The sequence below is a fragment of the Nonomuraea sp. NPDC049419 genome, from assembly GCF_040676995.1.
GTDB lineage: Bacteria > Actinomycetota > Actinomycetes > Streptosporangiales > Streptosporangiaceae > Nonomuraea > Nonomuraea salmonea.
The window spans coordinates 25,328-47,103 of the sequence record NZ_JBFAQB010000023.1 but is presented as its reverse complement, the minus strand read 5'-3'; the positions used below and the strand labels follow the sequence as shown (position 1 = coordinate 47,103).

Below are 21,776 nucleotides of genomic sequence, written 5' to 3'. Positions count from 1 at the left end.
ACCTAATCCTTACCTGCGCCGGGCAGGCACGTGTCGTGGCCGAGGAAATAAGTTTCCGATGGATCGTCCGCGTCCGCCAGCAGTCTGCGTACGGCGCGGCTCAGTGCGCTGTCGGGCAGCTGCGCCACCGCTTCCAGGTCGAGGCCCGACAGGTCCGGCAGCTCTGAACGGAGAATCTCATCCACCTGTCCCCCAGGACCGAAATCGTAGTCAATTTCCGGTTACTCGGATATTATCCGTTGAGCGTTTCCCGGAGCATTGGACAGCAGTGCCGTTATTTCCCGCAGCCATGCCGGAGAGTTTTCGCACGTTCGTTCTCAAAGTCCACAGCCGGTGCGATCTGGCCTGCGACCACTGTTACATTTACGAATCCGCTGACCAGAGCTGGCGTGATCGTCCCCTCATGATGAGCGCCCGCACCGCGGCGGCGACGGCGGCCCGCATCGAGGAGCACGCGGCGGCCCACCGGCTGCGCACGGTCAACGTCGTCCTGCACGGCGGGGAGCCGCTGCTCTGCGGGCCCGCCCACCTGCGCACCCTGCTCGCCGCCTTCGCCGGGATGTCCGTCCGCGCCCACCTCACCGTCCAGACCAATGGGCTGCGGCTCGGGCCCGCCTTCCTCGACCTCTTCGACGAGTTCCGCGTCCGGGTCGGCGTCAGCATGGACGGCGGGCGCACCGCCCACGACCGGCACCGCAGGACGCGCGCCGGACACGGCAGCTACGACCGGGTCAGGGCCGCCGTCGAGATGCTGGCCGCCCGTGAGGGGCGCTTCGCCGGGCTGCTGTGCACGATCGACCTGCGCAACGACCCCATCGAGGTGTACGAGGAGCTCATCTCTCTCCGGCCGCCCGCCGTCGACTTCCTGCTGCCGCACGGCAACTGGTCGCAGCCGCCGCCCGGACGGGTGACCGGGGGCGGGACCCCGTACGCGGACTGGCTGATCGCCGTCTTCGACCGCTGGTACGGCGCGGTCCCGCCGGAGACCTCCGTACGCGTCCTGGAAGGGATCCTCGTGCTGCACCTGGGCGGCCGATCGGGCACCGAGGGCATCGGGCCCGAGCCCGCGGCCGTCGTGGTCGTGGAGAGCGACGGGTCGATCGAGCAGAGCGACGCGCTCAAGTCCGCCTATCACGGGGCCGCCTCCACCGGGCTGCACGTCGCCACCGACCCCTTCGACGCCGTCTTCGGCCTGCCCGGGGTGGCCGTCCGCCGGCCGCCTCCGTCCGCCTGCCTGGCCTGCCCGCGCGTACGGGTGTGCGGCGGCGGGCACGTCGCGCACCGCTACCGCGACGGGGCCGGCTTCGACCGGCCCAGCGTCTACTGCCCCGACCTGTACCGGCTGATCGGGCACATCGGCTCCAGGGTGACCGGCGACCTCGCCCGGCTCGGCGGATGATCAGCGGCTTCGCCCTCTCCCCGGCCGCACTCGACGACCTGGCACGCGGCGGCCCGGTCCCCGGCGACCCGGCCGCGATGGAGCGCGGCAAGAACATCCTGCTCCTGCACGCGGTCGTCGCCCGCAGCCGCGCCGTGGGCCACCCAGGCGCCCCGGCCACCGCGGACGCTTACCGGCTCCTGGCCCGCATCCAGCAAACCGCCCCTTCTGCAGCGGCGGAAGCCCTGGGCTACCCGCTGCTGGGCACCTGGGCCTCAACCACAGTGGCGGCCCTGGACCGCGGAGAAGACGCGACCCCCCAACGCCTCGCCGCCCTGGCCGCCACCGCTGCCCTCATGGCAGGCCTCCCCGTCACAGCCCCCTTCACCACAAGCACGGAAATGGCCGAACTCCCCGGCCTCGGCCGCCTCCTCCTCCCAGGAGTCCCCGCCGACGAACCCGTCACCCTGATCATCGCCGCCCCGGGTCCGCCACGCGCCGCCACAGGCTCCCCGGTCAGCCCAACCCCTCACCACCAGGCGGGGGTCGCCGCTGGCGGGCCGGCCAGACCCGCCCCCGCCCACCAGCCGAGCGCCATCGGCGGACCGGTCGATCCCGCCCCCGCCCACCAGCCGAGCGCCATCGGCGGGCCGGTCGGTCCGGCCTCCGCCTACCTTGAGGTGGCCGGTGAGCGCTTCCCTCTCCCCCATGACATGCGCGCGACCGTGGCGGTCGGTGGGGCGCGGTGGGAAGGGGTGCGGGACGTCGGGTTTCTGCTCGATGATGTGGACCCCTGGCGGTTTCCTGGGCCGATTCCGCCGTTGGGACGGCTCACCGACGTCGAGGCGGAGGATTGGGGGGCGGTGCTCGATCAGGCCCGGGGAGTGCTCAAGGCCCGGCATCCGGGGGTGGCGCGGGCGCTGGAAGGCACCACCAAGGTCGTCGTGCCGATCGCGCCGCCTGAGGCGGGCACGCGGAGTGCGACGGCGCGCACCGCGTACGGGAGTGTGGCGATGTCGTGGCCGCACGACGCGCGGTCGGCGGCGCTCACGCTGGCCCACGAGGTGCAGCACGCCAAGCTGACGATGCTGATGGACCTGTTCGACCTGGTACGTCCGGGCGCGCGGGGCCACTACTACGCGCCCTGGCGCGACGACCCGAGGCCGGCGGCGGCGCTGCTGCAAGGGGCGTACGCGCACATGGGGGTGGCCGGGTTCTGGCGGGCCGAGCGCCACGTTGCGGCCGACCCCGAGGTGGCGCACAGCGAGTTCGCCCGCTGGCGGGACGCGGCGCACGAGGCGTGCCTGACCCTGCTCACCAGCGGCACGGTCACGGCGCTCGGCCGGCGTTTCGTCGAGGGCATGCTGGAGACGCTCGCGGTCTGGCGAGCGGAACGCGTCCCCGCGGAGGCGTCGGCGCTGGCCCGTCGCGCCGCCGCCCGCCACCGCCTCCAGTGGGCCGCCCGCCACGGCACCTGATCCATCTGCGGGCCAGGGCACCTCGGTGGGAGCGAAGGCACGGCGGGGGTGCGGGTCAGGGCCTCCCGGCGGAAGCGAAGGCACGGCGGGGGGTGCGGGTCAGGGCCTCTTGGTATGGGCGAAGGCGCGGTGGACGGCGGCGGCGAGGCCGGCGCGGCGGCGGTCGTGTTCCGCCTCGGGGTCGTCTTCTGTCGCGGTGTAGATGATGCCGGCCGGTGACCAGGTCATGGCCAGGGCGATGACCATGGCGTGCACGTCGGCGGGGTCGAACGCGGGGTCGATGTGGCCGGCGGCCTGGGCCTCGGCGATGGCGCCGGCCTTGGGCACCTCATCGGCCTCGGAGAACAGGTAGCCGGTCGGGGTGCGTTCGAGCCTGGCCCAGGTGGCCAGGCGGACGAGCTGCGGCCGGTCGAGGTAGGCGTCGTAGAGCCGGACGGCGTAGCCGGGCAGGTCGTCGGGGGTCAGCGGCGCGACGTCGAGCACGCCCTGGACCTGGTCGGCCAGCACGGCGTCGAACAGGTCCTCCTTGCTGCCGTACTTGGCGTACATGACGGCCTTGCTGACCTTGGCCTCGGCGGCGATGCGATCGACGCGGGCGCCGGCGATGCCGTGGGCGGCGAACTCGGCGGCGGCGGCGTCGAGGAGGCGCCGCCTGCTGGCCTCTCCTCTCCCCATGGGCGCGATTCTAGAACGAACTGGTTCGTTTGCGCGAACCGCGCGGATCGGGTTACGGTCGGTCGCATCAGAACAAACTAGTTCGTTTTGGAGAGAACTCTCATGACTGCTCCCCTCACCTTGAACTCCTCCGAGCGTCCCGCGCCCGCCTTCCTCGCTGACGGCACCCCCAAGCGGCTGCTGATCGGCGGCGCCTGGGCGCCCGCGCGGTCGGGCGAGACGTTCGAGACCCGCGACCCGGCCACCGGTCAGGTGCTGGCCGACGTGTCCGCCGCCGGCCCCGACGACGTCGCCGCCGCCGTGGCCGCCGCCCGCCGCGCCTTCGAGGAGCCCTCGTGGGCGGACATCACCCCGTACGAGCGCAGCAAGGTGCTGCTGCGCATCGCCGACGTGATCGAGGCGCACACCGAGGAGCTGGCCGTGCTCGACTCGCTCGACATGGGCGGGCCGCTGTGGCTGACGCGCTGGATGGTGGAGCACGCGGTGGAGGTGTTCCGCCACTACGCGGGCTGGCCGACGAAGATCTACGGACGGTCCGGGCCGTCCGACCCCTCGACCCTCGCCTACACCGTCCGCCAGCCGCTCGGCGTGGTCGCCGCCATCACCGCGTGGAACGGCCCGATCCTGCAGCTCGCCTGGAAGCTGGCCCCCGCGCTGGCGACCGGCAACACGGTCGTCGCCAAGCCCGCCGCCTGGTCGCCGCTGTCCGCGCTGCGCGTCGGCGAGCTGCTGGCGGAGACCGGGCTGCCGGCCGGCGTGGTGAACATCGTCACCGGCGGCGCCCCGACGGGAGAGGCCATGACCGGCCACCCGGACGTCGACAAGATCTCCTTCACCGGCTCGCTTGCCGTGGGCCGGCGCATCCTGGAGGTCTCCAGCAGGGACCTCAAGCGCGTCACGCTGGAGCTGGGCGGCAAGTCGCCGACCATCGTCTTCGACGACGCCGACCTGGAGGCGGCGGCGAGGGGCGCGGTGGCGGGGTTCGCGCAGGGCAGCGGCCAGGGCTGCGTGGCGGGCAGCCGCATCTTCGTGCAGGAGCCGGTCCGTGAGCGGTTCCGGGAGCTGCTCGTACGGGAGATGCGCTCGTACGCGCTGGGCGACCCGTTCCATCCCGGGACCAAGGCCGGGCCGCTCGCCACGCGGGAGCACTTCGACCGGGTGGCGGCGTACCTGGACGTGGCCAGGGAGGAGGGCGGCGTCCTGCACACCGCCGGCGAGCTCGGCCACGGCCTCTACATGCCGCCCACGCTGGTCGAGCAGGCCGGTCCCGGCGCCCGCGTCGTACGGGAGGAGATCTTCGGCCCCGTCGCGGCGCTGCTGACCTTCACCGACCTCGACGACGCCGTCGCCCAGGGCAACGACACGGTCTACGGCCTGTCGGCGTCGGTGTGGACCAGGGACCTCGGCCGCGCCCACCGCGCCGCCGCCCGCCTGCGCGCCGGCACCGTGTGGATCAACACCTTCGGCGAGATGAGCGCGGGGAGCCTGCCGTTCGGCGGGTTCAAGCAGTCGGGGCTGGGCCGCGAGCACGGCCTCGAGGTCCTGGACGCCTACACCGAGACCAAGACCGTCATGGTCCGGCTCTGAGTCCCGCTCTGAGGGGGGCTTGACCTCGCCTTGCAGGTATCCGTGCCCGCCGTGGGGCCTGCGCAGGCATGGCCGGGTAGGGCGCAGCTCATGACGAAGAAGCGGAAGCAGGAGCCGTCCGTCGGCGACGAGGTCACCTGGAAGAGCCACGGCTCCACCGCCCACGGCAAGGTCGAGAAGAAGGTCACCGGCAGGCAGGAGGAGGCGGGCCGCACGGTCGCCGCCTCGCCCGACGAACCCCAGTACGTCGTTCGCAGCGAGAAGAGCGGCAAGAAGGCGGTGCACAAGCCGTCGGCGCTGCGCAAGGGCAAGGGGTCGCGGTGAGCGAGGACCACGAGACGGTCGCGAAGGAGTTCGGCGAGGCGGTGAACATGACCGCCAAGGAGCTGGAGCACTGGCTGGACAGCGACGACTCCAAGGCCGTCGGGCAGAAGGACGGCGGCGGCGAGTCCACCGGCCACGAGTCGGGCCGGCGGATCGTCCAGTTGCTGCGCGCCAAGAAGCCGGACCTGACGGATGACGACTACGCGCACATGCGCAAGGTGGTCGGCTACGTCCACCGGCACCTGGCGCAGCGGCCCTCGGGGGACGTCAAGGACACCAAGTGGCGCTACTCGCTGATGAACTGGGGCCACGACCCGCTCAAGTGACGCTCACCGGGCGACCCGGCTCGCCACTGACCTGGGCCAGGTAGTCGGCCAGCTCGCGCGGGCGGGACACCATCACCATGTGGCCGCCGGGCAGCTCGTCGGGCACGATGCCGAGCCGTTCCTTGACGTGCCGGCGGACGAAGTCGGGGGTGAAGAGGCGGTCGTCGCGGCAGAGCGCGTACCGGGTGGGGACGTCCGGCCAGGCGGGCAGCGGCCACGGCGAGCCGGTGGCCCGGTCCATGCTGAGGTCGCCGGCCGCCGCCGCGTCCTCGGCGGTCACCCGGTCGGCCAGGTCACGCGGGACGTCGTTCCAGAACAGCTCGTACTCGTCGTCGGTGCCGGACGCGGGCCGGCCGCTGCGCTCCCACCAGTCCTCGGGCGACTCCCCCGGACTCGGGATCATGGCGGTGACCAGCACCAGCGCGGCAACTTCGAGGCGTTCGCAGACCAGCGGCCCCACGAAGCCGCCCCACGAGTGCGCGACCACGACCAGCGGCCGCCGCTCACCGACCGCCTCGACGACGGTGTCGGCGTAGGTCCACAGGTCCGCCTCGGGGTCGGACATGGGCAGGGTGACGGCGACGGTGCCGTGGCCGCGGGCGCGCAGCTCGGGTTCGAGCAGGTGCCAGTCGTACGCGCTGCCACCGCCGCCGTGGATGAGTGCGAAGGTCGTCATGCCCGTACGGACTCGCGCCGCCGCCGAAACTCATCGGCGTCGCCCATCATGGAATGCATGACCGAGGAGCCGCTGACCGGCGGGTACAACGCCGCGCAGGTGGTACGGGCCGGTGACACGGTCAGGCGGACGCGTGACGCGGGATCCGCGCTGGCATGGCCCCGGTCATCGCCTCCGCGTGGTGAAGTCCAGCAGCAGGGTGGCGGTGTGGTGGGGGTCCTCCAGGATGGGGGTGTGGCCGAGGCCGGGCAGGAGCTCGACCCTGGCGTCCGGCACGACCTTGTAGTCGGCGGCGGAGGATGAGCGCCACCTGCCGTCGTCCGCGCCGAACAGCACCAGCAGCGGTTTGCCCAGGCTCGCCAGCCTTTCGGGGAGTGCGCGCTGCCGCAGGTACTCCGTGGTCTCCCGCATCGTCGTGGTGAGGGTGTGGAAGGTCATCAGGCGTACCTCGTCCACGAGCTCCCGGGGCACCTCGAAGTCGGGACGGCTGAAGGCGGTGCGGCCGAAGCGGAGGATCTGCTCGTCCTCGGGTGGCCACCGCGCCGGGTCCAGGGGCAGAGGTTCCTGCGGGATGTACGCCTCCAGGCTCGGCCCTGTGTTGATGAGTGCGAGCGCGTCCACCAGGCCGGGCCGCAGCTCGGCGAGGGCCGTGGCCACCACGCCGCCGCTGGAGTGGCCGGCCACGACGGCGTGCTCTATGCCGAGCCGGTCGAGTGCCTCGCCGACGCGGCGGGCCTGGTCGGGCGTCGCGTAACTGCGGTCGTCCGGCTTGCCTGACCTGCCGTGTCCGAGCAGGTCGATCCTGATGACGTGGTGCCGCCCCGCCAGCAGCGGGACCATCGCGTCCCACGAGCGGAGCGAGGAGGCCGAGCCGTGGACGAGCAGGAGCGCGGGCGCGTCGCGCGGTCCGTCCTGGCAGACGTGGATGTCCCCGTCGTCCAGCGACAGCGTGCGGCTCTCGGTGGCGCCGTCGTCCTGTGACGGCGCATGCCTATCGCTGGCGCCGTCGTCCTGTGACGGCGTGTATCTCTCGGTGGGGCCGCCGCTCGGCACGCGCGGCCCGCTGTCGGAAACAGTCATGCCGCCACTGTGGCGTCGGCCGGGTGGCGGCGTATTGGACGAATGTTCCCCCCGCCGGCGTTACCGGGCGTCGTCCGGCGGGGTGAGGCGGGTCCAGATGGCGGCGAGGGTTTCGAGGTCGTCGTCGTTGAGCCGGTCGAAGAAGAGCCGGCGCAGGTCGCTGTGCTGGCGGCGCCATGCCTTGCGCGTCAGGGCGCGGCCCTCCTTGGTCAGATAGACCTCGAAGCCGCGCCCGTCGTCGGCCGAGCGCCGCCGCTCGATGAGGCCGCGCCGCTCCAGCCGGTCGGCGAGCCTGGTGAACCCGCCGCTCGACATCAGCCGCTGCTGGGCCAGCTCCGACATGCGCATGCCCTTGCGGCCCGCCTCGCCGAGCAGCGCGAGCACGCTGTATTCGGCCATGCTCACCCCGAGGGGCGCGAGCCCGGCCTCGATCTCGCGCCAGATGCGGTCGTGGGTGACCAGGAACCCGCGCCACGCCGCGTCCTCAAGCTCTGACAGCCTCTCCGTCGCCATGGGCAGCACCGTATCGGCCCGCGTACGGCCGCGCCAGCCGCACCTGCCTGCCTGCACAGCAAAGCTCAACCAAGGAGACCCACCACCGGCCCAAGCAACCACCAGCGGAATCTCCCGAAATAATTGCTTGCGCAAGCAGATTGAAGCAGAATGACCGAACCCAGAGACTAGGAGAACGACATGTCGTTCGAGATCGGCATCATGACGTTCGGCGAGCTGACGGAGGACCCCGCGACGGGACGGCTCCCCTCCCCCAGGCAGCGCGTCCGCGAGACGATCGAGCAGGCGCAGCTGGCCGACCAGGTGGGCCTCGACGTCTTCGGCGTGGGCGAGCACCACAGGTCCGACTTCGTCGGTTCGGCGCCGTCGATCCTGCTGGCCGCCGCCGCCGAGCGCACCGAGCGGATCAGGCTGACCAGCGCGGTCACCGTGCTCAGCTCGGAGGACCCGGTACGCGTGTGGGAGCAGTTCGCCACGATCGACCTGCTGTCGGCCGGCCGGGCGGAGATCATCGCGGGGCGCGGCTCGTACACGGAGTCGTTCCCGCTGTTCGGCTACGACCTGAAGGACTACGCGGAGCTGTTCCGCGAGAAGCTCGGCCTGCTGCTCGCCATCCGCGACCGCAACCCGCTCACCTGGCGGGGCCGCTTCCGTCCACCCCTGTACGAGGCGGACGTCGCGCCGCGCGCCGACGGCGGCACGATCCCGATCTGGGTGGGGGTCGGCGGGTCACCGGCGTCGGCGATCAGCACCGGCAGGCTCGGCCTGCCGATGGCGCTGGCCCTGCTGCTCGGGCCGATGACGACGCACGAGGAGACCGTACGGCTCTACCGGGCCGCCGCGGCGGAGGCCGGCCATGACGCCGCCGCGCTGCCCGTCAGCATCAACGCCCACGGGTACGTCGGCCGCACCAGCCAGGCCGCCCGCGACACCATGTACCCCTACTTCGCCAGGGGCATGCTGGACAACAACCACCAGCGCGGGGCCGGTTTCCCGCTGTCGAGACCGGTCTTCGACGCGCAGGCGACGCCCGCGGCCGGGCTGCTGGTCGGCAGCGCGCAGGAGGTCGCCGACAAGCTGCTCGCCTACCACGAGCTGTACGGGGTGACGCGGGCCATCATCCAGATGGGCTTCGGCGGCATGCCGCAGAAGGAGCACCTGGCCGCCATCGAACGCCTCGGCACCGAGGTGGCTCCCCTGGTGCGCCGCGGGGTCGAGCGGAGCGCGGCATGACCGTGCGCGTCGCAGTGGTGAACGGCAGCCCGAACGAGCCGTCCAAGACGATGGGGCTGGTGGACGTCATCCTCGCCACGCTGGACGGCATGATGCCGATCGAGGTGGCGCGGATCGACGTCTACCGGCTCGGCCCCGGCTTCACCGGCGCGGTCGAGCGCGACGACGTCACGCCGGAGGTCGAGTCCGCGCTGCGGCTGGCCGAGGGCGCCGGCCTGCTGGTGGCGGCGGCGCCGGTGTTCAGGGGCTCGTACCCGGGGATGTTCAAGCACTTCTTCGACCTCGTGGAGCAGTACGCGCTGGCCGGCAAGCCGGTGCTGCTGGCCGCGACGGGCGGCGGCGAGCACCACGCGCTGATGCTGGAGCACGCGCTGCGCCCGTTGTTCGGCTTCTTCCAGGCGCTGACCGTGCCGGTGGCGATCTTCGCGTCGGCCGGCGACTTCGACGGCACGCTCCTCCTCAACCCGCGCGTGCATGGACGTGTCGAACTCGCCCTGGCGGACGTGGCGGATCTGCTGCGAGCGCGCGCGGCGAGTCCGGCAGCGCCATCCTGACCACCCCGCCCAGTTTGTCCAAAGAGATCACCCTTAGCATGCAGGGGTACCCCGGCCACGAACAGGAGATCTCGCTGCATGGACCTCGCCACCCGCCGGCGCCGGCAGGCCCTCTTCCTGCTCTTCTTCCTCCCCGGGATCGCCCTGTCGTCGTGGGTGACCCGCACCCCCGACATCCGTGACCGGCTGGAGGCGTCCACCGGCGAGATGGGGTGGATCCTGTTCGGCCTGTCGCTGGGCTCGATGGCGGGCATCCTCTGCTCGGGGCGGCTCACCTCCCGCTTCGGCACCCGCCCGGTCATCGCAGTGGGCACCGCCCTGCTCGTCGCCGCGCTGGCCATGCTGAGCGGCGGCACCCTCCTGTCGTCGGTGCCGCTGGTGGTGGCGGGGCTGTTCACGTTCGGGGTGGGGGTGGGCGCCGGCGAGGTCGCGGTGAACGTCGACGCCACCGACATCGAGCGCGCCACCGGCCGGACCACCATGCCCATGCTGCACGGCTGCTTCAGCCTGGGCACGGTGGCCGGCGCCGGGGCCGGCATCGCGGCCACCGCCGCCCGGCTGCCGGTGCACTGGCACCTGGCCGCCGTCACGGTGATCGCCGTCGTGCTGATGCTGTACGCCGTCCGCGCCATCCCCGCCGGCACCGGCCGCGCCGCCGCGCAGGACGGCGGGCCCCGCGAGCGGCCGAAGCTGTGGAAGGACGCCAAGCTGCTCATGATCGGCGCGATCGTGCTCGCGATGGCTCTGGCCGAGGGTGCTGCCAACGACTGGCTGCCGCTGCTCATGGTGGACGGGCACGGCGTCGACGCCGCGTCAGGGTCGCTCGTCTACACGGGGTTCGCCGCCGCGATGACGATCGGCCGGTTCTGCGGCACGTACGTGCTCGACCGGTTCGGCCGCACCCTCGTGGTCCGCGCGAGCGCCGTGTCGGGCGCGGTCGGCCTGCTGCTGGTGATCTTCTCCGACAGCGCGGTGCTGGCCGGGGCCGCGGTGCTGTTCTGGGGGCTCGGCGCGTCGCTCGGCTTCCCCGTCGCGCTGTCGGCGGCGGGCGAGACCGGGCCCGACGAGACCGCCCGCGTCAGCCTGGTCGCCACCATCGGCTACGTGGCCTTCCTCGTCGGGCCACCCGGTCTCGGCTTCCTCGGCGATCACTGGGGGCTGCGGCCGGCGATGCTGGTCGTGCTCGCGTTCGTCGCCTGTGCCGCCTTCCTCGCCTCCGCCGTCGACACCCGCCGCGCCACCCCCGCTGCGGTGGGCGGCGAGGCGTCGTAGCGGCTCAGCGTACGTACACGTCGGGCCTGGGCGGCGTGCTCATGCCGGCGACGATGAAGAAGCTCGGGTGCGGCGGCTGGTTGTAGGCGGTGTTCTGCCAGGCCGGCGCCACCCGGTACCGCGGGTCGTGCAGCAGCGTGTGGATCTTGGCGGTGGTGGCTGGCGTGCGGGGTGGCGTAGATGCGCAGGGCGCGGTCGTCGCTCGTCGGCGGCGCGTGGAATCGAGTGAAGCGTCCCCATTCACCGCAGCACCATACCGGGCTCGCCGCCCACGAGAGGGCGCTCATGACGCGCTGTAGCGTGACGGGCGGTGGGTGGGCGGCGCCGCCCGCTGGTCCTGCTCGCCCTGACCGGTGAACGGCTGAGCGGGGTCAGACGGGGGTCGTCTGGGGCGGTAAGACGTCGATGGTGATGAGGTCGTCCAAGTGGAGCAGGCGGAGGTGGGTGGCCTGGGCGCGGGTGGCGCGGACGGTCAGCGGGCGGAGGAGGACGCGGGCGGCGGCGCCCAGGTCCGCCATCGCCCGGACGCTGAGGAAGGACATGCCGCTGATGTCCACGACGTGGTGGTCAGGGGCGAGCGCGGCGAGCAGCGCCTTCCAGGCCAGCGCGTTGGAGCGGTCGGTCTCGCCGGAGAGGGCCAGCCCGCACCCGTCGGGGGTGGCGCGGTGCCCGAAGCCGGCCGCGTCGGCGACCGGGTGCGCCTGGCAGACGCGGAACACCTGCTTGGCGGTGAAGACGCGGGTGTCGAACGCGCACAGCGCGGTGAGCGTGGCCTCGGTGAACAGGGTGATCGAGGCGGCCTCGAACGCGACGAGCGCCTCGGGGTCCACGACGCTCGGACGGGCCCAGCTCATGTCCACCACCACCCACAATCCCGGGTAACCGGCGATCAGCGCGGCCTGGGTGGCGTCGTGGTAGGCGGTGTGCAGGCGTGCGGCGTCGAAACCCCCGGCGAGCTGGACATCGCGTGGGTCGACGACGCGCACGTGACCGTCGCGGGCCGCCGCCCGCAGCGGAGCAGAGGCGGCGAGCCGGTCGCCGATCAGGCGGCGCAGCCGGCGGGGCACGAAGAGCAGCACCTGACCCCGCGCGGTCACGCCGTTGCACGCGAACTCCACGGCCAGGTCGGCGAAGGCGGCGTCGGAGCCGAAACGGGCAGCGACATGGTCTCCCGCGCGCACTGTGGCCTGCACCGGCATCGTGCTGCCTCCCCACCCAGGTTCCCTCATCCTAGGCCGCGGCCTCGCGCCGCCGAGGGTGTCTTCCTGGAACGTGCCCTTTCCGGTACGAGGCGGCGATCGACCGCCCAGACGGCCAGGGCGAAGGCCGCGAAGCCGGCGCCGAGGAGGCTTGCGCCCGTCCAGCCGTGGGCGGCGAAGACGGCGGTGGTCGTGGCCGCGCCGAGCGCGGAGCCGAGCGAGTAGAAGATCATGTAGCCGCCGACGACGCCGCTGGTCCTGCCGGGGTAGGCGGCGGTGAGCCGGTGCTGGTTGCTCACGTGGACCACCTGGACGGCGAAGTCCAGCACCACGATCCCGGCGATGAGCAGCCACAGTGACCAGCGCAGCTGGCCGATCGCCGCCCACGAGCCGATGAGCAGGGCGAGTGCGATGCCGGTGACGGGCGCGGCGCGTCCCGCGTCGGCCCAGCGTCCCGCCCGGGCCGCGCCCAGGGCGCCGGCGATCCCGGCGACGCCGAACATCCCGATCTGGCCCTCCTCCAGCCGCCAGGGGTCGCCCGCCAGCGGCAGGGCCAGCCCACTCCACAACGTGCCGAACGAGGCGAACAGAAAGAACGTGATGATCCCCCGCGTCAGAAACAGCCGCTCCCCGAACGGCACCCGCGTCACGACCTCGCCCCGGCGGAGCCGCCCCGTGGCCACGCCCCGGCCTGGGCGGTCGTCGGGTGGGAGGGCGGTGCGGACGAGGGCGGCGAGGATGAGTGACAGCGCCGCGAGTGCGGCGTAGACGCTGCGCCAGCCCCACATCTCGGCGAGCACGCCGGTTACCACCCGCGCGCCGAGGATGCCGGCCACCACGCCCGAGGTGACGACGCCGATGCTGCGTCCGCGTTCGGCGGGCGGTGCGACCGCGGCCACGTACGCCACCGTGGTCTGCACCACGACCGCGAACAGGCCGGCCGTCGCGAGCCCGGCGAACGCCACCCACCCGGCCTGCGCCAGAGAGGTCAGGGCCGTGCCGGTGCCGGTGAGCACCAGGTGGGCGGCGATGAGCCGGCGCCTGTCGAGCACGTCGCCGAGCGGCACCAGCAGCACCAGCCCGGCGAGATAGCCGATCTGGCCGATGGCGACGATCCACCCGGCGCGCTCCGCCGGCACGCCGAGGTCGCGTCCCATCTGCTCCAGCACCGGCTGGGCGGCGTAGACGCCCGCCACCGCGACGCCGCACACCACCGCGAGCAGCGCCCGCCGCCACCCGTCCATCGCCATCCCCCCAATCAGTTGCATATCGAAACCAATCCTGACCGTAGGGCATAATGGTTTCAATTAGCAACCGATAGGAAGGTGACATGAGCGCCACGGACCCCGGCTGGACCGACCCGAGCTGCCCCGTCGCCCGCACGCTCGACCTGGTCGGCGACCGGTGGAGCCTGCTCGTCATCAGGGACGCGATGGACGGGGCGCGCTCGTTCACCGAGTTCCAGCGCCGCACCGGCATCGCCCGCAACATCCTCACCGACCGCCTGCGCAGGCTGACCGCTCACGGCCTGCTCGCCCGCCGCGCGACGCCGTCGGGCCGCCGTCAGGAATACGTGCTCACCGACGCGGGCCGCGACCTCTTCCCCGTCATCGTCACCCTGCGGCAGTGGGGCGAACGCCACGCCTTCGAGCCGGGCGAGGCCCACTCCACGCTGGTGGATCAGCACGGCGACCCCGTGCCCGAGCTGACGCCGATCGGCGCCGACGGCAGCATTCTGGACACCGGCACCACCCGCGTGCGGAAGGCCGGATAGCGGCGCACCCTGTCCGGCGGCTCATGTTAGGCGCGCTCACCGGAGACCTTTCCGTGAATAGGCGAACGACCGCCGCACAACCGCGCTTAGGATTTTGTGCAGTGCACTTACCACAAGAGCGGCCGATGGGATGGATCAGGCGGTGACCATGGGCGAGTCCTACGGCCTGCACGTACCGATCGACGACAATCTCGCTCTGCTCCGCGAACTGGTGGGCACGTTCGCCCTGAAGGCCGGCCTGAGCAAGCACCGCACGGAGGCGCTCGTCCTCGCGGTCAGCGAGGCGGCCAGCAACGTGCTCGAACACGCTCAGACGGCGGGCACGGTGAGCGCCCGCCGCGACCTCGACGGCGTCACCGTGCACGTCGTGGACGAGCGCGGCTCGTTAACCCACGAACACCTCCAACGCACCCCGCCCTGGCCGCCCCGTCGCGGCCTGGGCCTGTTCGTCATCCAGCGGGTCTGCGACCGCGTGGTGCTCGACCATCCCGGCGGGCGGTCGCGGCTGGAGCTGTTCATGCGCTTCGGCCCCGACGACGCCCTGTTCCAGCGCTTCTGAGCCGCGCTCACCCCAAAGCGGTCATCAGCTCGCGGCACGCCTGCTCGCAGTCGCGGCACGCCTGGGCGCACGTCACGCAGTGCGGGTGGTGGTCGTGGCGGGCGCACTCGTCCCCGCACGCCTTACACGCCTGGGCACACGCCTCCAGGACGGCCCTGGTCAGGTTGGCGTCGTAGCCGGTGTGGCGCGACAGGACCCGGGCCGTCGCCTCGCACAGGTCGGCGCAGTCGAGGTCGGTGCGGACGCACTTGGCCAGCTCCGCGACCTCGGGCTCGCTCAGGCAGGCGTCGGCGCACGCCGTACACGCCTGAGCGCAGCTCATGCACTGCTCGATGCACCTGATGAGCCTGTCCTGGTCGACGCGGCCGAGGTCCTGCGGATACGCGGAGAGCATCTCCGCCACCTGTGAAGTCATGTCGCCTCCCGTTCGCGAGCCACCGCAGCTACCCAGCTTGCGCGGCCCGCTAACCCGGCCCGGTCCGGGTATGGCGGGCTGTCGAACGCGTAACGAAGGGGGTCATGGGATGACACATCATCAGGGCGAGGACGAGCGCACACGCGGGCTCGATCGGCAGGCCGCCGCCGAGACCGCCGCCGTCATCACGGGAAGCGTGACCGGGCGCCGCGCACCGGCTCCGGCCGTCGTGGCCGCGCTGCTCGCCGGAGCGTGCGGCGCCGTCGTCGCCGCGCGGCTGGTGCGGGCCCGGCTGTCGAGAGGAGTGAGCGTCCCCGTGCTGGGCAGGCGGTGCCAGAGCACGCACGAGAGGATCCGTCATCATGAGCGTTGACGCGGGCCGGCCGCTCGCGCTGGTCACCGGAGCGTCCAGCGGCATCGGGTACGAGCTGGCCAGGCAGTTCGCCGGCCACGGCTTCGACCTGATCATCAACGCCGAGGATCCCGGCATCGCCGACACGGCCTCGGAACTGCGCCGGCCGGGGGCGTCCGTGCAGGGCGTACAGGCCGATCTCGCCACGCACAACGGCGTCGAACGGCTCTACGCGGCCGTCGTGGACGACGGCCGTCCGCTCCAGGTGCTCGCGATCAACGCGGGGGTCGGGGTCGGCGGGCCGTTCACCGAGACGGAGCTCGCCGACGACCTGCGGCTGGTCGACCTGAACGTGCGGTCCGCCGTCCATCTGGCCAAGCTGTGCGTACGCGACATGGCGGCGCGGCGGCAGGGGCGGGTGCTGTTCACCTCGTCGATCGCCGCCACCCAGCCAGGGCCCTTCGAGGCCACGTACGCGGCGTCGAAGGCGTTCCTGCTGTCGTTCTCCGAGGCGCTGCGCGAGGAGCTGAAGGACCACGGCGTCACCGTGACCGCGCTGATGCCGGGGCCCACCGAGACCGAGTTCTTCGAACGCGCCGGTCTCGAGGACACCCGGCTCGGCAGCTCGAAGAAGGACGACCCGGCGCGGGTGGCCGAGCAGGCGTACGAGGCGCTGATGAGCGGCAAGGACCACGTGGTGGCCGGGTCTCCCACGAACAAGGTGATGGCCGGCGCCGCCAAGCTCATGCCGGAGACGGCCAAGGCCAAGGCCCACCGCCACCTGTCGGAGCCGGGCTCCGGCAACGACTGACGGTCGCGGTGGTCGCCGGCTCAGTGGCCGGCAGGCAGAGTGGCCGGCTCAGTGGCAGGTGATGACGAGCTTGACGCCGGCGCCGGTGCGCTGGCGTTCCCAGGCGGCGGCGATGTCCTTGAGCGGGACGACCTGCACGTCCATGGTGAGGCCGCCGGACGCGGCCAGCTCGGTCATCCGCAGGTAGGCGTCGCGCCGGACGTCAGTGGGCGCATGGAAGATCGCGAAGCCCCTGATGTCGAGCGCGGCCGAGCGGACGAGCGGGGCGGGCAGCTCGATCGCGGTGGCGGCCTGCTGCCCGAGCTGGACGAACCGGGCGCCGTGCCGGGCCGCGCCCATCGCCGCCAGCGCCGGCGGCCCCCACAGCGGGTCGATGATGACGTCCACGCCGCCGCCTGCGGCCTCACGCAGGGCAGCGGACACGTCGCCCGCGTCGCCGGTGAGATCGACGTGGGCGTCCGCGTTCAGGTGGTGGAGGCGGGCGCTGGAGCGGGCGGCGGCGATCACGCGGCCGGCGCCGAGGGCGCGGGCGATCTGCACCGCGGCGGCGCCCACCGTGCCGGTCGCGCCCAGCACGAGGACGGTCTCCCCCGGCCGAAGGCCGGCGCGCCACTCCAGGGCCAGCCACGCGGCCAGGCCGCTGTTGCCGAGCGCCGCGGCGAGCGTGCCGTCGAGGCCGTCGGCGACGTCGAACAGCGCGCCGGACGGCACCAGGACGCGTTCGGCCAGCGCCCCGTACGGCGGGACGACCGTGTCGAAGAACACCCGGCGCCCGTCCGGCAGGCGGCCGACCCCGTCGCTCCCGACGACCGACGGCAGGGGCGGCGGCCCGGTGTAGAAGGTGCCTGACGCCTTGGCCAGGTCGAGGTGGTTGAGGCCGGCCGCCTCGACGTCGACGACGACGGCGTCGCCCGACGGGCGCGGGTCGTCGAACTCGCCGTAACGCGGCGGCGCGCTGTGATCGTGCAGTACGGCGGCTCTCATGCGGCGGGTCGTCCTTCCGTCAGAAGACGTCTGCCCTGGTCAGGCGGGTCGCTTGAGGTCCTCTGCCCGCGTGCCGCCCGGGCCATGCGACGGGGGTGATAGTTCGGGCCACGCCTGGGTAGCGGCTCTCCTGCCGCAGCAGGAGGACGGGAGCACGCATGAGCACCATGGCGGGAAGCTGGAAGATGACGATCACCGACGGATGCCGGCCGGGAGACCGGCTGAGCCTGCTCAACCTCAGCCCCGGCCCCGCCCACGTCGAGGTGACGCTGTGCGCGGAGGGCGACCGGCCGCGCGGCCCGATCCCGCTGACCATCCCGCCCCGGCGCACGCGGTCGTCCGCGGTGGAGGACCTGATGGACGAGGCGGAGAACATGGCGCCGGGGCCGGCGTACACCGTCGTGGTGGTGTCGGACGCGCCGGTGCTCGTGCAGCCGCACCAGGCGGGCCGGCAGGCGCCCGAGCTGACGCGCCCGGCGGCCTAGCGCCGCACGCGGGTCAGCCGGCCACCTTGAACAGCTCGTTCAGCTGGTCGTTGAGGCGGGTGAGCGAGCTGGCGGGGGCCTGGCCCAAGTAGACGGCGTCGAAGGCGGGCTGGGAGAGCGCCGCGATGTCGGCCGCGTTGGAGGTCACCGGCAGCGGGAACGTGGTGTGGTTCTCGATGTGGCCGGTGAAGGCCGACACGTCGAGCCCGCGTTCCTTCTTGTTGTACTCGATGGCCAGCTCGGTCCCCGACGGCCGGGCGGGGAAGACCACGCCGGAGCGGCCGATGATGTTCTGGCACTCCTCGCCGGACAGGAACTTGACCCACTTGGCGGCGTTCTCCGGCTGCTTGGAGAACGTGGTGACGGAGTCGGCGAGCCCGTTGAACATCGAGGCCCGCTTCCCCGACGGCCCGATCGGGTTGGGCGCGACGCCGATGTCCAGCTTCTTGCCGTCGGCGTCGGTGAGCTTGGTGAACGACGAGATCGTCCACGAGCCGTCGAAGCCCATCGCGGCGATGCCCGACTGGATCTGCTTGTCGGCGGTGATGGCGTTGCTGCCGCCGATCGCCGCGTAGCTCGCCATGTACCCCTTCTTCACGAGCCCGAAGTACCAGTCGAGGGTCTCCTGCAGCACCGGGTCGTCGAGCTTGAAGCGGGTGCCCCAGGGGTTCCTGTCGGTGGGCTGCCAGCCGGCGCTGCCGGTGAAGGCCGACCACTGCGTCTGGCCCCAGTTGTCGCCGCCGGCGCCGTTGGCCGCGAGCCCGTACGTCTTGACCTTGGTCTTGTCGAAGCCTGGCTCGTCGCCGCGCACGCCGTTCTGGTCGATGGTCAGGTGCGCGATCGTCTTCTCGAACGTGCCGCCGTCGCGGGGATTCCAGGTCAGGTCGTCGAGCGTCTCCGGGGAGATGCCGGCGTCCTTGAGCGCGGTGGCGTTGTAGAACATCGCGATGGTGTCCCAGTCCTTCGGGGCGCCGTACCGCTTGCCGTCCTTGCCCTTCCACAGCTCGGCCAGGCCGGCCTGGTAGTCGGAGTCCTTGATGTCGCTGGTGGGGCCGAGGTCGTCCAGGGGGCGCAGCACCTGCAGGTCCACGAACTGGGGGAACTTGGTCAGGTGGTCGGTGAAGACGTCGGGGGCGGTGTCGGCGATGAAGCTGGCGGTCAGCTTGGACCAGTAGTCCTCCCAGCCGTACTGGGAGATGTTGATGCGCAGGCCGGGGTTCTGCTTCTCGAAGGCGTCGGCGCACTTCTGGTAGCCGGGCTGCTGGGCGGAGTCCCACAGCCAGTACTCGATGGTGCCGTTGGCGCCGCCGGTGCCGCCCGCCCCGCAGGCGGTGGTGGTCAGCAGAAGCGCGGACAGGAGGATTCTTCTGAGCATCACTTGATCCCGCTGAAGCCGATGGAGTTGACGATGCGGCGGGCGAAGACGAAGAAGAGCAGCAACATCGGCAGCGCCGCCACCAGCGTGGCCGCCATCAGTCCCGCCCAGTCGGGGCCGGCCTGTGGCTTCTGCGACTTGAACACGCCGAGCGCCACGGTGAGCACGCGCGACTTGTCGGTGTAGCTCACCATGAGCGGCCAGAAGTACTCGTTCCAGGAGGTGATGTAGGTGAGGATCGACAGCGTCGAGATGGGCGCGGCCGAGATCGGCAGGATGAGCCGGAAGAAGATGCGCGTCTTCGACGCGCCCTCCACCAGCGCGGCCTCCTCCACCTCGCGGGAGATGCCGAGGAAGAACTGCCGCAGGAAGAACACCGCGAACGGGGTCATGAGCATCGTCGGCAGCGCGATGCCGAGCACGGTGTCGACGAGGCCGAGCTCCTTGATGAGCACGAAATTCGGCAGCAGCGTGAAGATCGCCGGGACCATCAGGCCGGCCAGGAAGACCGCGAACACCTGCTCGCGATAGCGCCAGCGCAGCCGGGCGAAGGCGTAGGCGGCCATCGAGGAGAAGAACACCTGCCCGGCCGTGACCATGGTCGCGACCAGCACCGAGTTGAGCAGGTAGCGCCAGAACGCGATGGGCTGTCCCGATCCGCCCGCGTCGATGGCCTCCTGCCCGGTCTGCAGGCCGAAGACGCGCTCGAAGCCGCCCCACGAGAACCGCACCGGCAGCAGGCTGTCGCCGCCCGCGTAGAGCGCGTTGTTGTCGGACAGCGCGGTGCGCAGCACCCAGTAGAACGGGAACAGGCTGCCGATGATCACCAGGACCATGAGCGTCCAGGCGATGATCCGGCCGATGCCGGGCCGGGGTTTGCGCTGCGGCTCCTGGCCGGCGGCGGGGGCGTCGCTCGGGGCGGGGGCCATGACGGTCGCCATGTCACACTCTCCCTAGGCCAGGTCGGAGCTGCCGGCCCGGGTGAGCCGGTATTGCAGGAACGTGATGATCATCAGGACGATCAGCAGCGCCACGGACATCGCCGAGGCGTAGCCGAACTGGAAGCGGCTGAACGCGGCCTCGTAGATGTAGTACTGCAGCACGTTCGAGGAGTTGACCGGGCCGCCCCTGGTCGCGATCGCGATGGTGTCGAACACCTGGAACGAGCCGACCACGCTGATGATCAGCACGACGGCGGTGACGGGCCGCAGCAGCGGCAGCGTGATGCTTCTGAACATGCGCAGCTCGGAGGCGCCGTCCATGCGGCCGGCCTCGTACAGGGTCGGGGGGATGGTCTGCAGGCCGGCGAAGATCAGCAGGGCGGTGTAGCCGACGTGCCGCCAGACGTTGATGAGCGCGACGGTCGGGATCACCCAGGCGGAGTCGGCGAGGAACGCGATCCTGTCGAGCCCGAGCAGCTCCAGCACCTTGTTGCCGATGCCGAGCTGGTAGTCGAGGATCCACAGGAAGACCAGCGCCGCGACCACGTTCGAGACGAGATAGGGCGTCAGCACCAGCCCGCGCAGCCACGTCCTGCGGGTCAGCCGCTGCATCAGCACCGCGATGACCAGCGCCAGCACCGTCTGGACGCCGATGTTGACGACCACGTAGTAGACGGTCACGCCCAGCGCGTTCCAGAAGACGGGGTCCTCGACCATGCGCACGTAGTTGTCCAGCCCGGTCCACCGGGAGGGCGTGAGCAGGTTGAACTTGGTGAAGCTCAGGTAGATGCCGCGCAGCGTGGGCCAGAGCAGGAAGACCAGGAAGCCGATGAGCGCGGGGAGGATGAACAGGAGTGCCAGTCGCGTGTCGTCGCGCGGTCGCTTGGCGGTGCCGGTCGTCGCCGGCCTGGTGGGGGTGGCCATGGTCTCTCCTACGCCGTCACCGGCTGATCGGCGCTGGGCCGCGTCTACCCTCTCTGCACGTCAACCCGACGCGCCAAACGGTTAGCGGAGAGTCTCTTTCCCAATGACATCCCGTGTCAAGACTTCCTAACTACGTCTTATCGGACACGGTGAGCGGCTCGCTGCGATCGAAATCACCTATCGCGCCCCCCGGCGTTCGGCCTCGTCCAGGGCCGGGACGAGGGGCTCGAGGGCGGCGCGGAGCCGATCGGGGAGCGAGCCGGACGGCACGACGAGACCGCCCGCCGACGTGCCGCCCACCCAGCGGTCGAGAGCGACCCGGACGGCGGCGGCCACGGCCGCCGCCAGGACCCTGGCGGTGTCCTCGCCGGCCACACGGGGGGCGATCGCCTCGGCCAGAGGGAGCTCCATCGAGGCAGGAGCCGCCACGAACGCCTCCCTGAGTGCGGGCCGGGTGGTGATCATCAGCAGCGCGGCGGCGTGGTGCTCGGCCGGGTCGGTGTACTGCTCCACGATCGCGTCGATGACGGCCTCGGCCAGGCGGGCGGACGGCGGCCTGGCCGCGACCGCCTGCGCCACGCGGGTCTCCCGCTCGGCGGTGACGGCGGCGACGATCGCCTGCTCGCGGCTGGCGAAGTAGTTGTTGTACGTCCTCGGCGAGACGCCGGCGGCCTCGGCGATGTCGTCCACGCGGACGTTGTCGGGCCCGCGTTCGAGCGCCAGGCGCAGCGCCGCCTCGCGCAGCGCCTGCCGGGTGGCCTGCTTCTTCTGCTCACGCAACCCCGCCATGCCCCTCACTGTGGCAGAGAAGTTGCGCCCACGCAAACTTGCGCGCACGCAACTTTTGTTTCTACGCTGAGG

Annotated in this window: 27 protein-coding genes; 13 read left to right on the top strand and 14 right to left on the bottom strand. The window is 71.9% G+C overall.

Going from position 1 to position 21,776, the window contains the following annotated elements; translation table 11 throughout:
* Positions 1 to 2 precede the first annotated feature (2 nt).
* The gene (gene fxsA, locus AB0K12_RS41260) at positions 3 to 185 is read right to left on the bottom strand and encodes an FxSxx-COOH cyclophane-containing RiPP peptide (protein ID WP_364573452.1); all 183 of its coding nucleotides are present in this window, start codon (positions 183 to 185) and stop codon (positions 3 to 5) included.
* Positions 186 to 289: 104 nt separating this feature from the next.
* On the opposite strand from fxsA, the gene AB0K12_RS41255 reads away from it, so the two are divergent.
* Positions 290 to 1,399 carry an FxsB family cyclophane-forming radical SAM/SPASM peptide maturase gene (locus AB0K12_RS41255; RefSeq protein ID WP_364573450.1) on the top strand — a complete coding sequence of 370 codons (1,110 nt, stop codon included), beginning with the start codon at positions 290 to 292 and terminating at the stop codon, positions 1,397 to 1,399.
* Entirely contained in the window at positions 1,396 to 2,856 is a 1,461-nt protein-coding gene (locus AB0K12_RS41250; RefSeq protein ID WP_364573448.1) for an HEXXH motif-containing putative peptide modification protein, read from the top strand. Before AB0K12_RS41255 ends, AB0K12_RS41250 begins: the two co-directional genes overlap by 4 nt.
* Before the next feature lie 99 nt (positions 2,857 to 2,955).
* On the opposite strand, the gene AB0K12_RS41245 is transcribed toward AB0K12_RS41250, so the two are convergent.
* Positions 2,956 to 3,531: a TetR family transcriptional regulator gene (locus AB0K12_RS41245; RefSeq protein ID WP_364573446.1), complete on the bottom strand. Its 576-nt coding sequence runs from the start codon at positions 3,529 to 3,531 to the stop codon at positions 2,956 to 2,958.
* A gap of 102 nt (positions 3,532 to 3,633) precedes the next feature.
* Here AB0K12_RS41245 and AB0K12_RS41240 point away from each other — a divergent pair, with 102 nt between their 5' ends.
* The 3 genes from AB0K12_RS41240 to AB0K12_RS41230 all read left to right on the top strand — a co-directional run bounded on the left by AB0K12_RS41240 (position 3,634) and on the right by AB0K12_RS41230 (position 5,768).
* Complete coding sequence (locus AB0K12_RS41240; RefSeq protein ID WP_364573444.1) at positions 3,634 to 5,118, top strand: aldehyde dehydrogenase family protein; 1,485 nt, start codon at positions 3,634 to 3,636, stop codon at positions 5,116 to 5,118.
* A 90-nt stretch (positions 5,119 to 5,208) separates the two neighbouring features.
* Positions 5,209 to 5,442: a DUF2945 domain-containing protein gene (locus AB0K12_RS41235; protein ID WP_345385312.1), complete on the top strand. Its 234-nt coding sequence runs from the start codon at positions 5,209 to 5,211 to the stop codon at positions 5,440 to 5,442.
* Positions 5,439 to 5,768: a DUF3140 domain-containing protein gene (locus tag AB0K12_RS41230; RefSeq protein ID WP_364573441.1), complete on the top strand. Its 330-nt coding sequence runs from the start codon at positions 5,439 to 5,441 to the stop codon at positions 5,766 to 5,768. Before AB0K12_RS41235 ends, AB0K12_RS41230 begins: the two co-directional genes overlap by 4 nt.
* On the opposite strand, the gene AB0K12_RS41225 is transcribed toward AB0K12_RS41230, so the two are convergent.
* The 3 genes from AB0K12_RS41225 to AB0K12_RS41215 form a co-directional block, all read right to left on the bottom strand.
* Positions 5,761 to 6,444, bottom strand: a complete 684-nt coding sequence (locus tag AB0K12_RS41225; RefSeq protein WP_364573439.1) for an alpha/beta hydrolase — start codon at positions 6,442 to 6,444, stop codon at positions 5,761 to 5,763. The two genes, AB0K12_RS41230 and AB0K12_RS41225, sit on opposite strands and share 8 nt — an antisense overlap.
* A gap of 165 nt (positions 6,445 to 6,609) precedes the next feature.
* A complete protein-coding gene (locus AB0K12_RS41220) occupies positions 6,610 to 7,524 on the bottom strand; it encodes an alpha/beta fold hydrolase (RefSeq protein ID WP_364573437.1) in 915 nt (304 codons plus the stop codon).
* A 60-nt stretch (positions 7,525 to 7,584) separates the two neighbouring features.
* A complete protein-coding gene (locus AB0K12_RS41215; RefSeq protein ID WP_364573435.1) occupies positions 7,585 to 8,037 on the bottom strand; it encodes a MarR family transcriptional regulator in 453 nt (150 codons plus the stop codon).
* Between the two features lie 180 nt (positions 8,038 to 8,217).
* Between AB0K12_RS41215 and AB0K12_RS41210 the strand changes: the two genes are divergently transcribed.
* The 3 genes from AB0K12_RS41210 to AB0K12_RS41200 all read left to right on the top strand — a co-directional run bounded on the left by AB0K12_RS41210 (position 8,218) and on the right by AB0K12_RS41200 (position 11,096).
* Entirely contained in the window at positions 8,218 to 9,270 is a 1,053-nt protein-coding gene (locus tag AB0K12_RS41210; RefSeq protein ID WP_364573433.1) for an LLM class flavin-dependent oxidoreductase, read from the top strand.
* Positions 9,267 to 9,824 (top strand): NAD(P)H-dependent oxidoreductase, encoded by a 558-nt coding sequence (locus AB0K12_RS41205; protein ID WP_364573431.1) that lies wholly within the window; start codon positions 9,267 to 9,269, stop codon positions 9,822 to 9,824. Before AB0K12_RS41210 ends, AB0K12_RS41205 begins: the two co-directional genes overlap by 4 nt.
* Positions 9,825 to 9,902: 78 nt before the next feature.
* Entirely contained in the window at positions 9,903 to 11,096 is a 1,194-nt protein-coding gene (locus AB0K12_RS41200; RefSeq protein ID WP_364573429.1) for an MFS transporter, read from the top strand.
* 4 nt (positions 11,097 to 11,100) lie between these two features.
* On the opposite strand, the gene AB0K12_RS41195 is transcribed toward AB0K12_RS41200, so the two are convergent.
* From AB0K12_RS41195 to AB0K12_RS41185, 3 genes are all read right to left on the bottom strand, one after another.
* A complete protein-coding gene (locus AB0K12_RS41195; RefSeq protein ID WP_364573427.1) occupies positions 11,101 to 11,340 on the bottom strand; it encodes a hypothetical protein in 240 nt (79 codons plus the stop codon).
* A gap of 127 nt (positions 11,341 to 11,467) precedes the next feature.
* Positions 11,468 to 12,295 (bottom strand): MEDS domain-containing protein, encoded by an 828-nt coding sequence (locus AB0K12_RS41190; protein WP_364573425.1) that lies wholly within the window; start codon positions 12,293 to 12,295, stop codon positions 11,468 to 11,470.
* Between the two features lie 26 nt (positions 12,296 to 12,321).
* On the bottom strand, positions 12,322 to 13,563 hold the full coding sequence (locus AB0K12_RS41185) for an MFS transporter (RefSeq protein ID WP_364573423.1): 1,242 nt from the start codon (positions 13,561 to 13,563) through the stop codon (positions 12,322 to 12,324).
* Between the two features lie 62 nt (positions 13,564 to 13,625).
* Here AB0K12_RS41185 and AB0K12_RS41180 point away from each other — a divergent pair, with 62 nt between their 5' ends.
* Together AB0K12_RS41180 and AB0K12_RS41175 are read left to right on the top strand one after the other, a co-directional pair.
* Complete coding sequence (locus AB0K12_RS41180) at positions 13,626 to 14,069, top strand: helix-turn-helix domain-containing protein (protein WP_364573421.1); 444 nt, start codon at positions 13,626 to 13,628, stop codon at positions 14,067 to 14,069.
* Positions 14,070 to 14,217: 148 nt separating this feature from the next.
* A complete protein-coding gene (locus AB0K12_RS41175; protein WP_364573604.1) occupies positions 14,218 to 14,628 on the top strand; it encodes an ATP-binding protein in 411 nt (136 codons plus the stop codon).
* 7 nt (positions 14,629 to 14,635) lie between these two features.
* Here the strand turns inward: AB0K12_RS41175 and AB0K12_RS41170 are convergent, their stop codons facing one another.
* On the bottom strand, positions 14,636 to 15,043 hold the full coding sequence (locus AB0K12_RS41170) for a four-helix bundle copper-binding protein (protein ID WP_364573419.1): 408 nt from the start codon (positions 15,041 to 15,043) through the stop codon (positions 14,636 to 14,638).
* A gap of 109 nt (positions 15,044 to 15,152) precedes the next feature.
* Here AB0K12_RS41170 and AB0K12_RS41165 point away from each other — a divergent pair, with 109 nt between their 5' ends.
* Positions 15,153 to 15,416 (top strand): hypothetical protein, encoded by a 264-nt coding sequence (locus AB0K12_RS41165; protein WP_364573417.1) that lies wholly within the window; start codon positions 15,153 to 15,155, stop codon positions 15,414 to 15,416.
* Complete coding sequence (locus AB0K12_RS41160) at positions 15,406 to 16,206, top strand: SDR family NAD(P)-dependent oxidoreductase (RefSeq protein WP_364573415.1); 801 nt, start codon at positions 15,406 to 15,408, stop codon at positions 16,204 to 16,206. The genes AB0K12_RS41165 and AB0K12_RS41160 overlap by 11 nt, the downstream gene beginning before the upstream one ends.
* Positions 16,207 to 16,254: 48 nt before the next feature.
* Here the strand turns inward: AB0K12_RS41160 and AB0K12_RS41155 are convergent, their stop codons facing one another.
* Positions 16,255 to 17,190, bottom strand: coding sequence for a zinc-binding dehydrogenase (locus AB0K12_RS41155; protein ID WP_364573413.1), 936 nt, complete (start codon positions 17,188 to 17,190; stop codon positions 16,255 to 16,257).
* 158 nt (positions 17,191 to 17,348) lie between these two features.
* Between AB0K12_RS41155 and AB0K12_RS41150 the strand changes: the two genes are divergently transcribed.
* Positions 17,349 to 17,675, top strand: a complete 327-nt coding sequence (locus AB0K12_RS41150) for a sensory rhodopsin transducer (RefSeq protein WP_364573411.1) — start codon at positions 17,349 to 17,351, stop codon at positions 17,673 to 17,675.
* Positions 17,676 to 17,688: 13 nt separating this feature from the next.
* Here AB0K12_RS41150 and AB0K12_RS41145 read toward each other — a convergent pair whose 3' ends face one another.
* The 4 genes from AB0K12_RS41145 to AB0K12_RS41130 form a co-directional block, all read right to left on the bottom strand.
* Positions 17,689 to 19,050 carry a sugar ABC transporter substrate-binding protein gene (locus tag AB0K12_RS41145; protein WP_364573409.1) on the bottom strand — a complete coding sequence of 454 codons (1,362 nt, stop codon included), beginning with the start codon at positions 19,048 to 19,050 and terminating at the stop codon, positions 17,689 to 17,691.
* Positions 19,050 to 19,991 (bottom strand): carbohydrate ABC transporter permease, encoded by a 942-nt coding sequence (locus AB0K12_RS41140; RefSeq protein WP_364573407.1) that lies wholly within the window; start codon positions 19,989 to 19,991, stop codon positions 19,050 to 19,052. Before AB0K12_RS41140 ends, AB0K12_RS41145 begins: the two co-directional genes overlap by 1 nt.
* Positions 19,992 to 20,003: 12 nt before the next feature.
* Positions 20,004 to 20,915 carry a sugar ABC transporter permease gene (locus AB0K12_RS41135; protein WP_364573405.1) on the bottom strand — a complete coding sequence of 304 codons (912 nt, stop codon included), beginning with the start codon at positions 20,913 to 20,915 and terminating at the stop codon, positions 20,004 to 20,006.
* Between the two features lie 177 nt (positions 20,916 to 21,092).
* On the bottom strand, positions 21,093 to 21,704 hold the full coding sequence (locus AB0K12_RS41130; RefSeq protein WP_364573403.1) for a helix-turn-helix domain-containing protein: 612 nt from the start codon (positions 21,702 to 21,704) through the stop codon (positions 21,093 to 21,095).
* Between the last annotated feature and the right edge of the window lie 72 nt (positions 21,705 to 21,776).

Excerpts from the sequence above, each read along its gene's own strand:
- AB0K12_RS41235 (WP_345385312.1), top strand. The coding sequence starts at position 5,209 with ATGACGAAGAAGCGGAAGCAGGAGCCGTCCGTCGGCGACGAGGTCACC.
- AB0K12_RS41200 (WP_364573429.1), top strand. The coding sequence starts at position 9,903 with ATGGACCTCGCCACCCGCCGGCGCCGGCAGGCCCTCTTCCTGCTCTTC.
- AB0K12_RS41180 (WP_364573421.1), top strand. The coding sequence starts at position 13,626 with ATGAGCGCCACGGACCCCGGCTGGACCGACCCGAGCTGCCCCGTCGCC.
- AB0K12_RS41165 (WP_364573417.1), top strand. The coding sequence starts at position 15,153 with ATGACACATCATCAGGGCGAGGACGAGCGCACACGCGGGCTCGATCGG.
- AB0K12_RS41190 (WP_364573425.1), bottom strand. The coding sequence starts at position 12,295 with ATGCCGGTGCAGGCCACAGTGCGCGCGGGAGACCATGTCGCTGCCCGT.
- AB0K12_RS41220 (WP_364573437.1), bottom strand. The coding sequence starts at position 7,524 with ATGACTGTTTCCGACAGCGGGCCGCGCGTGCCGAGCGGCGGCCCCACC.
- AB0K12_RS41150 (WP_364573411.1), top strand. The coding sequence starts at position 17,349 with ATGAGCACCATGGCGGGAAGCTGGAAGATGACGATCACCGACGGATGC.
- AB0K12_RS41130 (WP_364573403.1), bottom strand. The coding sequence starts at position 21,704 with ATGGCGGGGTTGCGTGAGCAGAAGAAGCAGGCCACCCGGCAGGCGCTG.
- AB0K12_RS41225 (WP_364573439.1), bottom strand. The coding sequence starts at position 6,444 with ATGACGACCTTCGCACTCATCCACGGCGGCGGTGGCAGCGCGTACGAC.
- AB0K12_RS41155 (WP_364573413.1), bottom strand. The coding sequence starts at position 17,190 with ATGAGAGCCGCCGTACTGCACGATCACAGCGCGCCGCCGCGTTACGGC.
- AB0K12_RS41205 (WP_364573431.1), top strand. The coding sequence starts at position 9,267 with ATGACCGTGCGCGTCGCAGTGGTGAACGGCAGCCCGAACGAGCCGTCC.
- AB0K12_RS41240 (WP_364573444.1), top strand. The coding sequence starts at position 3,634 with ATGACTGCTCCCCTCACCTTGAACTCCTCCGAGCGTCCCGCGCCCGCC.
- AB0K12_RS41145 (WP_364573409.1), bottom strand. The coding sequence starts at position 19,050 with ATGCTCAGAAGAATCCTCCTGTCCGCGCTTCTGCTGACCACCACCGCC.
- AB0K12_RS41250 (WP_364573448.1), top strand. The coding sequence starts at position 1,396 with ATGATCAGCGGCTTCGCCCTCTCCCCGGCCGCACTCGACGACCTGGCA.
- AB0K12_RS41135 (WP_364573405.1), bottom strand. The coding sequence starts at position 20,915 with ATGGCCACCCCCACCAGGCCGGCGACGACCGGCACCGCCAAGCGACCG.
- AB0K12_RS41170 (WP_364573419.1), bottom strand. The coding sequence starts at position 15,043 with ATGACTTCACAGGTGGCGGAGATGCTCTCCGCGTATCCGCAGGACCTC.
- AB0K12_RS41245 (WP_364573446.1), bottom strand. The coding sequence starts at position 3,531 with ATGGGGAGAGGAGAGGCCAGCAGGCGGCGCCTCCTCGACGCCGCCGCC.
- AB0K12_RS41255 (WP_364573450.1), top strand. The coding sequence starts at position 290 with ATGCCGGAGAGTTTTCGCACGTTCGTTCTCAAAGTCCACAGCCGGTGC.
- AB0K12_RS41185 (WP_364573423.1), bottom strand. The coding sequence starts at position 13,563 with ATGCAACTGATTGGGGGGATGGCGATGGACGGGTGGCGGCGGGCGCTG.
- AB0K12_RS41215 (WP_364573435.1), bottom strand. The coding sequence starts at position 8,037 with ATGGCGACGGAGAGGCTGTCAGAGCTTGAGGACGCGGCGTGGCGCGGG.
- AB0K12_RS41160 (WP_364573415.1), top strand. The coding sequence starts at position 15,406 with ATGAGCGTTGACGCGGGCCGGCCGCTCGCGCTGGTCACCGGAGCGTCC.
- AB0K12_RS41210 (WP_364573433.1), top strand. The coding sequence starts at position 8,218 with ATGTCGTTCGAGATCGGCATCATGACGTTCGGCGAGCTGACGGAGGAC.
- AB0K12_RS41175 (WP_364573604.1), top strand. The coding sequence starts at position 14,218 with ATGGGCGAGTCCTACGGCCTGCACGTACCGATCGACGACAATCTCGCT.
- AB0K12_RS41140 (WP_364573407.1), bottom strand. The coding sequence starts at position 19,991 with ATGGCGACCGTCATGGCCCCCGCCCCGAGCGACGCCCCCGCCGCCGGC.